This window comes from Bifidobacterium apri (assembly GCF_009299485.1).
GTDB lineage: Bacteria > Actinomycetota > Actinomycetes > Actinomycetales > Bifidobacteriaceae > Bifidobacterium > Bifidobacterium apri.
The window spans coordinates 12,984-26,432 of sequence record NZ_WBSO01000007.1 but is presented as its reverse complement, the minus strand read 5'-3'; the positions used below and the strand labels follow the sequence as shown (position 1 = coordinate 26,432).

10 protein-coding genes and 1 pseudogene are annotated in these 13,449 nt (G+C 60.3%); 7 read left to right on the top strand and 4 right to left on the bottom strand.

The genetic code is table 11. The features are described 5' to 3' along the window. Positions 1–158: 158 nt before the first annotated feature. Complete coding sequence (locus tag DSM100238_RS05745; RefSeq protein ID WP_152355731.1) at positions 159–1,868, bottom strand: DUF262 domain-containing protein; 1,710 nt, start codon at positions 1,866–1,868, stop codon at positions 159–161. A 535-nt stretch (positions 1,869–2,403) separates the two neighbouring features. Here DSM100238_RS05745 and DSM100238_RS05740 point away from each other — a divergent pair. The 3 genes from DSM100238_RS05740 (at position 2,404) to DSM100238_RS05725 (ending at position 5,603) form a co-directional block, all read left to right on the top strand. Beyond that, on the top strand, positions 2,404–2,916 hold the full coding sequence (locus DSM100238_RS05740; protein ID WP_152355730.1) for a Panacea domain-containing protein: 513 nt from the start codon (positions 2,404–2,406) through the stop codon (positions 2,914–2,916). A 32-nt stretch (positions 2,917–2,948) separates the two neighbouring features. Next, entirely contained in the window at positions 2,949–3,422 is a 474-nt protein-coding gene (locus DSM100238_RS05735; protein WP_152355729.1) for a type II toxin-antitoxin system death-on-curing family toxin, read from the top strand. Between the two features lie 360 nt (positions 3,423–3,782). Then, on the top strand, positions 3,783–5,603 hold the full coding sequence (locus tag DSM100238_RS05725; protein WP_240812374.1) for an ATP-binding cassette domain-containing protein: 1,821 nt from the start codon (positions 3,783–3,785) through the stop codon (positions 5,601–5,603). A 353-nt stretch (positions 5,604–5,956) separates the two neighbouring features. Here DSM100238_RS05725 and DSM100238_RS05720 read toward each other — a convergent pair whose 3' ends face one another. Then, a complete protein-coding gene (locus DSM100238_RS05720) occupies positions 5,957–7,417 on the bottom strand; it encodes an MFS transporter (RefSeq protein ID WP_152355728.1) in 1,461 nt (486 codons plus the stop codon). Positions 7,418–7,801: 384 nt separating this feature from the next. Between DSM100238_RS05720 and DSM100238_RS05715 the strand changes: the two genes are divergently transcribed. From DSM100238_RS05715 to DSM100238_RS05705, 3 genes are read left to right on the top strand one after another with little or no spacing between them, the layout of a single operon-like run. Further along, entirely contained in the window at positions 7,802–8,188 is a 387-nt protein-coding gene (locus tag DSM100238_RS05715; protein WP_240812373.1) for a FeoA family protein, read from the top strand. Further along, entirely contained in the window at positions 8,185–10,452 is a 2,268-nt protein-coding gene (gene feoB, locus DSM100238_RS05710) for a ferrous iron transport protein B (protein WP_240812372.1), read from the top strand. Before DSM100238_RS05715 ends, feoB begins: the two co-directional genes overlap by 4 nt. 12 nt (positions 10,453–10,464) lie before the next feature. Continuing rightward, the gene (locus tag DSM100238_RS05705; protein WP_152355727.1) at positions 10,465–10,776 is read left to right on the top strand and encodes a hypothetical protein; all 312 of its coding nucleotides are present in this window, start codon (positions 10,465–10,467) and stop codon (positions 10,774–10,776) included. A gap of 361 nt (positions 10,777–11,137) precedes the next feature. On the opposite strand, the gene DSM100238_RS05700 is transcribed toward DSM100238_RS05705, so the two are convergent. Then, positions 11,138–11,581 carry a DUF488 domain-containing protein gene (locus tag DSM100238_RS05700; RefSeq protein ID WP_167511070.1) on the bottom strand — a complete coding sequence of 148 codons (444 nt, stop codon included), beginning with the start codon at positions 11,579–11,581 and terminating at the stop codon, positions 11,138–11,140. A 174-nt stretch (positions 11,582–11,755) separates the two neighbouring features. Beyond that, a pseudogene (locus DSM100238_RS05695) lies at positions 11,756–12,304 on the bottom strand (DNA-3-methyladenine glycosylase); the annotation flags it as partial. 188 nt (positions 12,305–12,492) lie between these two features. Between DSM100238_RS05695 and DSM100238_RS05690 the strand changes: the two are divergent. Beyond that, positions 12,493–13,443: an ABC transporter ATP-binding protein gene (locus DSM100238_RS05690; protein WP_152355726.1), complete on the top strand. Its 951-nt coding sequence runs from the start codon at positions 12,493–12,495 to the stop codon at positions 13,441–13,443. The last annotated feature ends 6 nt before the right edge of the window (positions 13,444–13,449 follow it).

Here is a 13,449-nt window from a genome sequence, read left to right as displayed (position 1 = left end):
CAGTTGGGCTGCGCTTCTCGTATCGCTTGCTGGAGCAGCTCGAAGAGCTCGCGGCATTTGCCGCCGGGTGCGAGTTCCGGTTGTGAGGTTTCGATTGTCCAGCTGCCGGAACGGGATGTCGTTCTCGGTCTTGGTCGGTATTGGTCGATGATGTTCTCTTACAACGTGGGGCGCGGCCATATCGTGCAAGCTCTATCGGCGAGCATCTCGGCACGTCGGCGGATGGTTTCCGTGTTCCATACGCCGCAATCGACGATATACCGGTTCAAGCTAAGCGGACTGTACTTGTACCCTCCAGGCTGGAGGCTCTGCTTTTCCGGGAACGACTTGTTCGAATATTCCTGGTTGTAACCGGTGAGTGTGAGATTGCCGAGTGTGTGGCACAACGTGTCGTGAGTGGTTTGCCAGTCCGAGCCGAGCATGGTCTGCCATGGGGCGGAATCATCGATGGTCTGCGGCATGACATGCTCGATCTGGTACATGCCGGTATTGACAGGCTCCTTCGGATGGTACGAGTCCTCCGTGCGTTCCAGTAGATACTGCTTGCCTTTCTTGAGTCCGTTGTAAATGTCGCGTGTTGTGAGCGCCTCGGCGAACTCGCCGTCATCGGGGAAGTAACCGGTGGAATCCTTCTCGGGTGCGAGCAACAGTGCAGTCAGACACTCTTGAGGATTATCGGCGTCATCGAGTCTGCGGTACATGCCGGCGAACATTTTGTTCAGCCCTTGCGTGGAGTTGCCTACCGTCATGCGGCGGAACAGGAAGGATTCAACCATGTCGCACATCCTGCCGAACTCGTCTTTGGTGAGTTTGTGCTCGTCCATCAGCGTGTACAGGCACATCAGCAGCGGACGTGCGGGTCTGACATCCAGAGTGTTGATCCGGTCGAACCTGCGTTTGAGACTGGGGTCGGGCTCCTGCCCAAGGAACAGGCGTGCATATCGTGTCGCGTACGCGAGCAGTTCGGACAGTATGGTTTCCGGCTCCCGGTCGAGGTCATGGTTTTGGACGTAGTACTTGAAATCGTGGTAGGCGTTATCCTGCTTAGGGTTGCGCTCGGGGATCTTCAAATACAGCCAATACCAGAGAAATGCGTTGAATTCGTACTCGGCATCCTGTCCGAACAGGTGTTCGATATGGCTCCAATACTGGTCGTAGAGCTCCTTCTGCCGGCCGGCTGGCAGTGACAGGAGAATGAAGTTGCGCACGAGGTCGATTGGGGTGAGGGGCTTGCCTTTGGAATTCATCGACTCGAAGATGAGTTGGGCGTTGTCTTCATTGGGATTGAGCTCCGTGTCGATGATCACCAGCTTGTTTAGGCCGTTCCACAATGTCTCGGGGGAGGTTTGTCCTTCGCGGATTCTTTTAGAGAAGAATGATTTGGCGTCCACAAGAAGACGGATCGGGTGCTCCGGCAGGGGGCTGCCGTCGACCAAGGAATGCATGGTCGCCTTGTCGTCCATTGACAGAACAAGCTTGTACCGTGATTCACCGCGGTAGTCATCGTTGAACAGGTAGCTTTTTCGCAAGGATTTGGGGGAGAGGTCCGTGAGGAATTGCGCGTGGGAATCATCCTCATCCAAATAATCGAGCAGTGCGGCGAGGAGCAAGGACAGCGTGGTCATGCGCTGCTGGCCGTCGATGAGGAGCTTGCGGTGGATGCTCGTCGCAGTGCTGTCCTCTTCGGGGATATACAGGAACGAGCCGATGAAATGGGTCATGCCATCCTCACCCGCCAGCGTCACGTCGTTCCATAAGTCCTCCAGTTGCGGGCGCTGCCAGGAATACTCGCGCTGATACACAGGGATGATGAACTGGGTTCTGTCCGCCCCGAGCAGATCAAGGAATCTTGCTTGTGTCGCCCGCATGGTTGGTCTCCTTCTTCGGTGATGCCTTTCCTCTATGGCATTTCGGGGTGGGGTGATTGGTGTGGGGTGTGGTTGGTGACTGGTGGGGTGTGGTTTATGGGTTGCCGGGAGTTCGTGGATTGCCTGGGGAAGAAACTCGCTGGAGTGCGACGATGTTGTCACACGGCGGCGAGATAGCCCGATAAATGAGAGTCGCGTGGCGGATATTTCGCTGTGGTGCGACTGCGATGTTGCACGGTGGTTCGGTTACATCTGCTATGCAGGTATTTCTGAAGCTATCTTGCTTCGATGTGACTACGGTGTCGCACGACGACTTGATAGTGGTGCTCGGTGTGGCCGCCCCGATGGCTATCTGTTTGCAGTGCACCTCTGGTGTCGCATGGACTGCATCCTATCCGCGAAGACAAAGCCATTGTCTTTGCCCGCGCATGAACATTGGGTTATCGCTTAGCGAGGATACAGGTTTTCATACTTATGCCATGCTATGATTTGATGAACAATATTCTAGGATTCGATAGTGAAGAGGGTGGTGAACATGCAGTCGAAAGATGTCGCCGCATGGCTAATTTCGCATCATGGCAATGACGCTGAGCTGTCCAATCTGGTACTGAACAAGCTGTGTTTCTATGCCCAAGTCGAATCGTTGAAGCGCGACGGGTTGGCGCTGTTCAGTGACGCTATCGAAGCTTGGGAGTACGGGCCGGTATGCCCAAACGTGTACCACGAATACAAGAGGTTCGGCAGGCAGCCTGTTCGACAATATCCGGGCGAACCGCCAAGTCTTACGGATCGTGAGCAGTCCGTTCTTGAGGCATTGTGGCGTGATTACGGTTGGCTTTCGGGATATGATCTCGTTCGTCTGTCGCATCAGCCGGGAGGTGCATGGTCAAAGGTATATCGGAAAGATATGGATGTTCGGATTGACGATGATTTGATTCTGCATTCTGCGGATATCAAGGGCTTTGATCCTGAGTTCACTCTGGTTGGGGCAATTAAGCATGTCACCAAAAAATATAAGAACACGTTACGATTGTTGGAGAACACGTGACTACCAGTTCTCGGGGGTATGCTCCGATTTCCATGAGTGATGAGGAAATTTCCATGTTGGTCTCATCACTCATGGATATCCACCGGGAAGTAGTAAAAGAGCGCGGATTCAGCTTAGGAGCGCGGATTCCCGATGTCGTGCGTACCCAGATTGAAGGCAGAATAGAGTCGGTTATTCTCTCATCTTTCGGTGACCATTTTGGGACTACACCCGCTGATCGGTTCAGCGATATTTTTGAGCAAATGGCTCATTTTGCCTACCACATGGCCAAGGGGCACATTTTTGCAGATGGCAATAAGCGAACGACGATGATCTCGTGCTTCTCAATATTGAAGTCTGAACATATTGAGATAACAACGCAAGATGCTGTTGAGGCACGAGAGAATGAGGTGTATATATACATACAACAGCTGGTCACCGGAGAAACAGGAGAGAAGGATTTCAGTGACTTCCTGCGTACGCATTCGCAGAAAATGGCTTCAACGGAGGAATTCAAGAGAGAGTGATGCGGTTGGAGCCATCATCAAGAATCAGGAGGTTCCGCCAGTTAATTCCCTGTACGCTTGCGTGTTATGTTGATATACGACTCTGGTGTCGCACGGTGACTTGGTAAAGCCACTCGCGGGGACTTTCACTGCAGGTATCTGGCTTGCGGTGTGATTCTGGTGTCGCACAGCGGGCAGATAGCTTCCGTAGTGAGGTCATGGCGTCGGTTATCTGGCTGTGGTGCGACTGCGTGATCGCACGGCGGGCCGATAGCGACCATGGTACGGTCATCCCGATCGCTATCTCGCCGCGTTGCGACTGCGGAGTCGCACGCCAGCGCCGATGCCCCGTCCAGCGTCTCTGTCAGTATCGACCACAGCATGTCTATCGCCGCATTGAATCTGTCACATATCACCTACACGTATTCTGGATCGCCGGAGCCTATACTCAATGACATCACCGTCACATTCGCGCCTGGTTGGACCGCCGTACTCGGCGACAACGGCATCGGCAAATCCACGCTCATGCACATCGCACGCGGCGCACTCACACCGGAACGCGGGCAAGTCAGCCCGTCCGACGCGGTTATCGCCTTCTGCCCGCAGGATGTCGCCGTCGTACCTGCCAATTTGGATGATTTTGCTGGCGACTGGAGTCCGGGAACCATAGCAATCCGTGACACGCTCGGCATCGCGGACGACTGGCCATACCGGTACGACACGCTCTCAGGCGGGGAACGCAAACGATTGCAGATCGCGTGCGCGCTCGCAGCACACCCCGACGTCCTGATTCTCGACGAACCGACCAACCACGTTGACGCGCCGACCCGGAACGCCATCGCCCAAGCCATGCTCGATTTCACCGGGCAACGCCATGCCCTGGCAACCACCGCCGTGCCCGCCGCGAACGGGCAACATCACGAAAAGGGCAACGGTAAGGGAACCGCCACGCTGCCCGCACCCCGCCGGGGACGCGTCGGCATCGTCGTCAGCCATGACATCGAACTCATCGACCAGGTAGCCATGCGATGCGCCTGCTTCGAACGCCGTCACGTCGAGCACAGCAACATCACCGTTGTCACCATGCGTCCCGGCAACTACACGGCTGCGCTCGCCGACGCGACCGCCCAACAGGCAGGGGAGCGCCACGCCCTCAATCAGGCCAACAAAGAAGCCGCGCGATTGCAACGCGAAAGCGCGTCACGCCGGCATGATGCGGCACTCGCCGCGACATCATGGCGGGCGAACCGCACCATCGACCGCAAAGATCATGACGCCCGCAACGCCGCCAAGCTGGCGAAGATGACCAGCGTCGACGGGTCGGCAGGCTCGGCGCAGGCGCGATTGGACGCGCGCGTCCACGCCGCGCAGCTCGCGGCGGATTCCATCGCCGTCGCCGCCAAACGCTACGACGGGGACCTGACCGCATTCGCGCAAATCGAACCCAGTCACGCGGTGGAACTCGTTCGGCTCGAAGCGGGCGTGATCCCGTTCGGATCCTCGACCGTGCAGACGCGAGCGGAATCCAGCGGCATGGTTGCCGGCGGGGCGGCCGACGGTACTACCGGCAATCACGGTACGGTGAAATCAGCAAGGCACGTGGGAATGACGGAACCTGCAACTGCAGCGCAGGCGGCAGAAGTCATTGAACCGGCGCCGGATATCCCCATCACCGCTCACGCTTGGCACACCCCCGACGGTGTACGCATCCCGACACTCAGCGTCGGAGCGAACGACCATATCGGCATCATCGGGCAGAATGGCGCCGGCAAAACCACCATCCTCAACGCGCTGCTCGCACGGCTCGACGCGCAACCATCCGACGTGCCGCGGCTCGTCATCAGGCAGAACACCACCAGCGACGATGCGCAGGCGGCGCTCAGCCAACTCGCGCAGCTCAACCCCGCCGAACGCGGCGACGTACTCTCCGCCATGGCGCAACTCAACGCCGACCCAGACCGTATGCTCGCCGCCTCCAGCGAACCATCACCCGGCGAACTGCGCAAACTGCTGTTGTGCCTAGGCATTCGCAACATGCCGCATCTCATCGTCATGGATGAGCCGACCAACCATCTCGATCTGCACTCACGGCAAGCACTTGCCCGCGCGCTTGCCGCGTATCGCGGGGCTGTGATTGTGGTCAGCCATGATATGCCGTTCCTGCGGGAAGCGGTCACGCAATTGTGGGCGGTACGCGCATAGGTGCCTGACAGCCGGTCGGTGTATTGCAGATGGGTGCGCTTGCCGAGTCAGGTGTGTGAGGATTGGCTCACACACCGGCGGGAATTCATGGGCGGGGATGCAGTCGCAGGGTAATCGGCGTGTGGTGTGACGTGCGGGTCGCACCACAGCAAGATGCCTGCCAGTGGCAGGGCATGTGCGGGTAAATCAGTCCGCAATGTAACGTGCCGGTCGCACGGTGACGCAATACCGGCCGGCAGAAGAAGGAGAATCTCCGGCCTTCAGCCAGATTTCACTCCAAATCTCACCCAGATACGCGGGCGGACATCAACCGCAGGCGGGCACCACAACCGCGGGCATCAACCGCGCACGCGTCAGCCGCGAGCCTGCGCGCGCCGTTGCACCCGGAATGATGCGGCGACACACGCCCCGATCGCCAACGCCAGCACCAGCAGGATGAAGAAATCGATGCGACTGCCGCTGACCGTCGCCTCACTGATCGGCATGCGCAACGTCTGCGCGGCGATTACCGCGCTCATCACGGCAGTGCCGAACGATCCGGCGAACTGCTGCATCATCGAGAACATGGAATTCTGATCGGACTTCTGCCGCGGGGCGACAAACGTGCTCGCATCGGACATGGTGATGCCGAAACCAATATTGAAACCGATCCGCAACAAGGCATAGAACACGCCCATCAGCACAACGGTGAGCGACCCGGCGAACCCGGCGAGCAACGCCAAAGCGAGCACCATCATCGTGACACTGACCGTAATCGGTTTGCGCAAGCCGGAACGGTCATACGCCTGTCCGGCGATAGGAGACGCGACCGCGCCGATCAAAGCGCCCGGAAGCAGCATGATGCCCGCCGCCATCGCCGACCCGCCGAGCACATCCTGCACATAAAGCGGCAGAATGAACGACATGCCGATATTGATGAACTGCATACCGAAATACGAGAACAACCGCAGGCGGATCAGCCGATCGCCCAGAATCGAATAATCGAACAGTGCCCGCGCCCCATGCCGAGCGTGCCACACCATCAGCGCAACCAGGGCGAAGCAGACCAGCAGACCCACGCCGAACTGCCATGACACCCAGCCGTGCACGCCAGCCTGGTTGAAGGTCAACAGCAATCCAAGGAACACGCAGGACAAAATCGCCAGTCCCAGCATGTCAAAGCGGCGGCCTGCGGTTCCCGGCGCCGTACCGCTTACGCTGTACGCACCGGCAATGCCGATCAGCGCGAGCAGCGGCAGCACGCCCACGAAAATCGCGCGCCACGACCACACACTGGTCAGCACACCACCGTAGGTCGGCCCCAAAGCGGGCGCCAGGGAGATGATGACCGCGGCGAAACCGGTGTACACGCCGAGCTTGTACACCGGGATATGCGTGAAAATCGTCTGGAACATCAGCGGGGTGGCGATGCCGGTGGCGACCGCCTGCAGCATCCTTCCGATCAGCAACGGGATGAAACTGGGCGCCACAAGGCATGTCAGCGCGCCGAGCGCGCTCATAGCCAACGCGAAGAAGAACAGGGTGCGCGGGTTGAAGCGTTTGAGCACATACGCGGTGCTGCTCATGACAATGGTGACGAGCAGCAGGTAGCCGGTGGTCAACCACTGGACGGTCGCCAACGTCACGTGCATGCTGGCGATCAGGGTGGGGAAGGTCACGTTCATCGAAGTTTCGGTGAGAATGCCCACGAATGAGAGCATGCCGATCGCGGCGATGGAGATGCGCGTGCACCAGGGGACCGGTTTCGGGTCGGGCAGGGGAATGTCGTGCCGCTGTGCGGTCGGGTCTGGTGTGTGTTGCACGCTCTGAGGCATGATGCTCCTTAGAATCGTTCCTGTTTCGTGGTTTCACGCATCCGGACGACACGACACATCTGCTTGCTGTTCGCGTGACGGTTGTCTGCGCAATGCGCGGAATACATGGTATGAGTCTCCACTGCCGATCCCATGGGCGGACCCATCCAGCTCAGGAAGACCATCATATGATAGCCATTGGCGCGGACTTTCCGGTCGTTCACGTCAAACCTGCGATGTGCGGGACGGAAAGTCCTGCGACGAAGCATCCAAGATGGGGATTACGAGATGGAAGGGTCGAGAATTGTCGTGATGAAAGGGAAGCGGAATCGAAGATTTCAAGGATGGAAACGGGGAAATCCCGCGAATCCGTCCTTCGGCAAGGGGCTCGGCTATTGTCAGAGCATGATGGAACAAGAGGAACGAACGAACGACGTGGCGAATCCGGCGCATGATCGCCACGAGACCGGTCCTGCAGAGCAGACGGCGCATCATACGCCGCATGGCCCGGAACGGGAACCCGAAGCGTTGACGGCGGAAACCTGCCCGGTCCGGCAGGATATGACAATCACGGAAATCCGCATGGACGCGCGACACCGGCTGCGTATGCTCGAGCTGGGCATTCGCGTCGGGGCGGTGACGCAGGTCACCCAACGCTCGAATTTCGGCGGACGCGTGCTCGCCGTCGGCACCGGAAGAATCGCCATTGACGGGGCGACCGCGCGCTCGATTCTCGTCACGCCGATACCAGCCGCTCAAGCCGCTCACGAAACGCATGGAGACAACCGATGACCACGGATCACGACACCAAACAAGCCAAAACGGGCGCCACGCCATCATGTTGCGAGGGCGCCGCGCACGCCGTTGACGCTATGGGAAGCGAAGACGGCAACCACGCCATGGCCGGCAGTGCAGTGGCGGCTGGCAAAGGCGCCATGCACACCACGAATCAGCATTGCGCATGCGCCTCTGACACTCCGTCGCACCGCGGCAGGCTGGAACGTATCTTCGACACCCTCCGCTTCGGCAAGATGCCCTCACAATCCTCACAGGACGCGGACTGCCATACCGGCACGACGCACGGGAAGGAACCGGTCGGTCAAACCAGCCGTCGAGTGGTGTTCGTCGGCAACCCCAACGTCGGCAAATCCACATTGTTCAACGTATTGCTGGGGGCGAGCGCACGGGTGATGAACGCTCCGGGCACCACCGTCCTCGTCGAACGCGGCAGGCTCGATACGACCGGCAGACCGGGCGTTCCCGAAACGTCAGCCGGCATCTGGGATATCATCGACACGCCCGGCACATACTCGTTGATGCCCCAATCGCCGGATGAGCAGGTCGCTGCACAAGCGGCTGCCGGACTCGACGGCATGCCGGTCCCGGATGCGCTGGTCGCCGTGCTGGATGCCACGAATCTGGTCCGATCCCTGTATTTCCTCGCCGGGATTGTGGAGCTCGGCCGTCCCGTGGTCGTCGCCTTGTCGATGAACGATTTGGCGCGTCGCCAGGGCGATGCCATCGACCCCGAGGCATTGTCCCGGGCGCTTGACGGTGTTCCCGTGGTGCCGATTGACCCGCGTACCGGCGAGGGAACGGACCTGCTGATTGCTACCATCGCATCCTCATTCGGCGGCACTCCGCTGCCGCACGGGTTGCGTCACGCCCATGTCGGCAGCGATGCCGAGCTTGACCAGATGGTGCGTGACGGGGCTGACCGGCGATTTGACTGGGCGGCCGGCATCATCGACCGAATCGGCTTGTCCGGCGCCGGGCATGACACCGGTTCCGACCGCATCGACCGCGTGCTGCTCAACCCGTGGCTTGGCGTGCCGGTGTTCCTTGCGGTCATGTATCTCGTATTCCAGGCGACGACCACACTCGCCGGCCCCATGCAGGACTGGTTCGACGTGACGGTGCGCGGTTGGCTGACCGACGGCATTGATGCCGTCTTCGCGTTGTTCGAGCCGGCGGCGACCGGCGGTTGGGTCCACGGGTTGATGGTGGACGGCCTGCTGGACGGTGTGATCACGGTCGCTACCTTCATCCCTCCGATGGGCATCATGTTCCTCATGCTTTCGCTGCTTGAAGATTGCGGGTATCTTGCCCGAGCCGCCTTCGTGATGGACCGGGTGATGCGCGCTCTGGGGCTGGATGGGCGCGCGTTCCTCCCGATCGTCGTCGGATTCGGCTGCAATCTGCCCGGGCTCGCCGCGACCCGCACATTGACGGATTCCCGCCAGCGTGTCATGGTCGGCATGCTGATCCCGTTCGCCTCCTGTTCGGCACGCCTGTCCGTATACCTGGTGTTGGCGTACGCGTTCTTCCGGTCCACGGCGGGCGTGGTGGTGTTCGGGATGTATGTCGTCTCGATCGTGCTGATTCTCGCGATCGGTGTGCTGTTGCGGCATACGGTGTTCCGCGACCTGGAACCTGAACCCTTCGCGATGGCGCTGCCGGCGTATCAATGGCCGAAAGTCGTGGCGTTGGTGCGTTCCGTGCTGATCCGGCTGTGGGGATTCCTGCGCGGGGCGAGCTCGATCATCATCAGCGTCATCATCGTGCTGTGGCTTCTCGCGTCGATTCCGGCGACGGCGGGTGCGGGAAGTTTCGGCGATGTCGAGAACGTGCATGATTCGGCGTATGGCGTGGTCGCCGACGCGGTGGCGCCCGTGTTCATGCCCGCCGGATTCGGCGATTGGCATGCGTCAGCGGCTTTGATCACCGGGTTCGTCGCAAAGGAAGTGGTGGTCGGGTCGATGTCCCAGTCGTACAGTATCTCCGGTACGGACGACCAGTCCGAGCAGCAGCAGGGGCAGGGGGCTTTGGGACAGAAGCTGCGTGAATCCTTCGACCGTTCCTCACACGGCCATGGGCGTGCCGCGGCGATTGCGTTCCTGCTGTTCGTGCTCGCCTACACCCCGTGTCTGGCGACGGTCGCGGAACTCAAACGCCAGTTCGGCCGGCGTGTGGCCGCCGGCAGTGTCGCGTTGGGGCTCGTGGTCGCCTATATCCTTGCGGTTGTGGCGTTCCAGCTGCTCAAGCTGGTGATGTGAATGAGTGCTGGTATGGACACTGCCGCGGAAAACGCCAAACACACCGTTCGCCGCATGCCTACCGGCGTCCGCGGCAGGGTTGCGGTGATGATTCGGCAGGGGCTTGATATCGCGGCGTGCGCTCGCGCACTTGGCATGCCGGTGGATTTCATCGTTCAGATCGCCGAAAGCCTGGAACGCGAGGGGGTGATCGATCTGGTCACGTGGCGCGGCTCGCATGGTTGCGCTACGGGCGGATGCGTGCCGGATCCGGATTCCCCGCTCTGCGCAGGGTGTCCGCTGAAACCGGTCCAACTGCGCAGAAAAAGACGCGCCAAGGCATAGCGAAACCCGCAGCGACCCCACAAAACCGATGCGGCACCCACCCCTCTCCACAAACTGTCTACGCTAACGTGGCGCTGAGCGTAACCAGTTATGGGCGGGTGCAAACTGGCTACGCTTACGAGGCAGTTAGCGTAGCCAGTTTGTGTATTCACCCCAAACTGGTTACGGTAACGGGATGCTGAGCGTAGCTGGTTTGTGGAACTATACAGACTGGTTGCGCAATCAGCCTGCCCGGCGTAACCAGTTTGTGTATTCGCCCCAAACTGGTTACGCTGGCGGGGTGGTTAGCGTAGCTAGTTTGTGGGGGAGCGTCGGTGGTTGGGGTGATGCTTGTGGTGTCGTTGGCCGGCGCCGTCAGCGGTTACGCTGACTTCTTTGTGTTCTCTTCCTGTTGTGATACCTGCGCGTCGAGCAGATACTTACGCAGGACGACGGCATTGTTGTGTTCGCTGTCCTTGGCGCCATACAGCAGGGTGACACGGGGATGGCCGGCGATCAGCTCGCGCAGGCGGTTGACCGCTTCCGTATTGGTGTCAAGCTCACGGCGGTAGCGTGACGCGAACTCGTCGAACCGTTCAGGGATATGCCCGAACCAGCTTCTCAGCGCTTTCGACGGGGCGATGTCCTTGAGCCACATGTCGATATGCGCGTTCTGCTTGGATTTGCCGCGCGGCCACAGCCGGTCGACCAGGACGCGCAAACCGTCATCCGCGGACGCATCCTCATACACGCGGCGGATCCTCACATCGGTGCCGTTGCCGGTGCCCTTGCCGGTGACGGGGCAGAGGTCGGCGTTGACGTCCATATTGGGTTCCGACATGCGGACGGCGTGAGTGTGTCGCGGTGCGGTGGATTGCGGTACTGCCGATTGCTGCGAAGCCGGGTTAGCTGCGCTGTCGCCTGCAACCGTTGGCACGCCGTGCGCCCCTTCGGCTGCGTCCAACGGTACGGCTTTCGCATTCAACGGGCTTTTCGACACGAACGGATTGCCCATGATAATCAGCCGCCGGGGCCGGTCCGCCGCCTTGCTGATGCCGATACGCGGCGTGCACGCGATCCGTTCCCCCTCGCGCAGCGATGCGCGCACCAGGCGCAGCGGCGTAGTGTTCAAATCATGGCCGTACAGGGATTTGTCAATGGCGAGCGCCTGGCAGAGTTTCGCCGGCCCGTTGGTCAGTTCGACCCCGGTGCGCCCGCCGCGCAATGCGCGCATACGGTCGATTCCTTCGACAGGTTCGCCCGCCCGGATCAGCACCCCGCATCCGAAGCCGTCCGCGCCTGCGGTCACGTTGACGCAGTAGTGCATACCGTAGGTGAAATACACGTACGCATGGCCCGCTGGGCCGAACATCGCCCGATTGCGTTCACTGCGGCCATGATACGTGTGGCTCGCCGGGTCGTTCTGGTCGTAGGCTTCCGTTTCCACGATGCGTACCACGCTATGGGTGCCGTCCGGCCAGTCGCGAACCAGCAGGCAGCCGAGCAGCCCCGCCGCCGCCTCGTCGGCGCCGTGGATGAGCAGATCCATGGGGACGCCGTGCCCTGTGTTGTCCCGGCCGCCGTTTTTGTCGTTGTACTGTGCCATGTGTTTCCTCCCGTCCGGCGCGGGCGCGTCGACTGCCACCATCGTCACCCCGGATATGGACGGAAGTTGACATGTTCGTAAATCGTTCTCGCCCATGCCACGCTCGTTGCAGCATATGACACAATGAAATCATGGACAACATAAACGGGACCGCTGTCAGCGTCAGACACCTGGTCAAACGGTACGGCGACATGCTTGCACTCGACGGCTTCGATCTTGACGTCCGTCGCGGCGAGATTTTCGGACTGCTCGGACCGAACGGGTCGGGCAAGACCACGGCGATCAGCTGCATCCTGGGATTGCTGACCTTCGACGAGGGGGACATCCGCGTGCTGGGAGGGAGGATGACCCCATCGGCGTACGCGTTGCGCCGCCGGATCGGCATCGTACCGCAGGAAGTCGCCGTGTTCGAAGAGCTCAATGTGGAGGAGAACATCGACTACTTCTGCTCGCTGTACGTGAACGACCGCAAGCAACGCTGCCAGCTGGTCGATGAGGCGATCGCATTCGTCGGGCTTTCCCAATTCCGGCGATACCGACCCAAAAAGCTCTCCGGCGGTTTGCTTCGGCGGCTCAATATCGCCTGCGGCATCGCCCATCAGCCGGAACTCATCTTCTTCGACGAGCCGACCGTCGCAGTCGATCCGCAAAGCCGCAATGCGATCCTCGAAGGCATCAAGCGGCTCAACCGCAACGGCGCCACCATCGTGTACACCAGCCACTACATGGAAGAAGTCGAACTCATTTGCGACCGCATCCTGATCATGGATCACGGCAAGCACCTGGCGCTCGGCACAGCGGACGAACTGAAAGCGAACATCGGCACCGGCGAGCGCATCACCATTGAAGCGGCAGGCTTGGCCGGACGCGTGCCTGACGGCATCCGCAGTCTGCCGTTCGTGCTTCAGGCGGACGTCACCGATGACACGCTGGACATCCGCTGCACGCACGGGGAACACAATCTGGTCGATGTACTCGACGTGCTGAAACGCGACGGCATCCATCCGGGGCGTGTCACATCACAGCCGCCGACCCTCAACGACGTGTTCCTCGACCTGACCGGCACGGCATTGCGCGACTAGGGGGAC

Bases quoted from the DNA above. Each gene is read 5' to 3' on its own strand.
- DSM100238_RS05745 (WP_152355731.1), bottom strand. From the start codon at position 1,868: ATGCGGGCGACACAAGCAAGATTCCTTGATCTGCTCGGGGCGGACAGA.
- DSM100238_RS05740 (WP_152355730.1), top strand. From the start codon at position 2,404: ATGCAGTCGAAAGATGTCGCCGCATGGCTAATTTCGCATCATGGCAAT.
- DSM100238_RS05735 (WP_152355729.1), top strand. From the start codon at position 2,949: ATGAGTGATGAGGAAATTTCCATGTTGGTCTCATCACTCATGGATATC.
- DSM100238_RS05725 (WP_240812374.1), top strand. From the start codon at position 3,783: ATGTCTATCGCCGCATTGAATCTGTCACATATCACCTACACGTATTCT.
- DSM100238_RS05720 (WP_152355728.1), bottom strand. From the start codon at position 7,417: ATGCCTCAGAGCGTGCAACACACACCAGACCCGACCGCACAGCGGCAC.
- DSM100238_RS05715 (WP_240812373.1), top strand. From the start codon at position 7,802: ATGATGGAACAAGAGGAACGAACGAACGACGTGGCGAATCCGGCGCAT.
- feoB (WP_240812372.1), top strand. From the start codon at position 8,185: ATGACCACGGATCACGACACCAAACAAGCCAAAACGGGCGCCACGCCA.
- DSM100238_RS05705 (WP_152355727.1), top strand. From the start codon at position 10,465: ATGGACACTGCCGCGGAAAACGCCAAACACACCGTTCGCCGCATGCCT.
- DSM100238_RS05700 (WP_167511070.1), bottom strand. From the start codon at position 11,581: ATGGACGTCAACGCCGACCTCTGCCCCGTCACCGGCAAGGGCACCGGC.
- DSM100238_RS05690 (WP_152355726.1), top strand. From the start codon at position 12,493: ATGGACAACATAAACGGGACCGCTGTCAGCGTCAGACACCTGGTCAAA.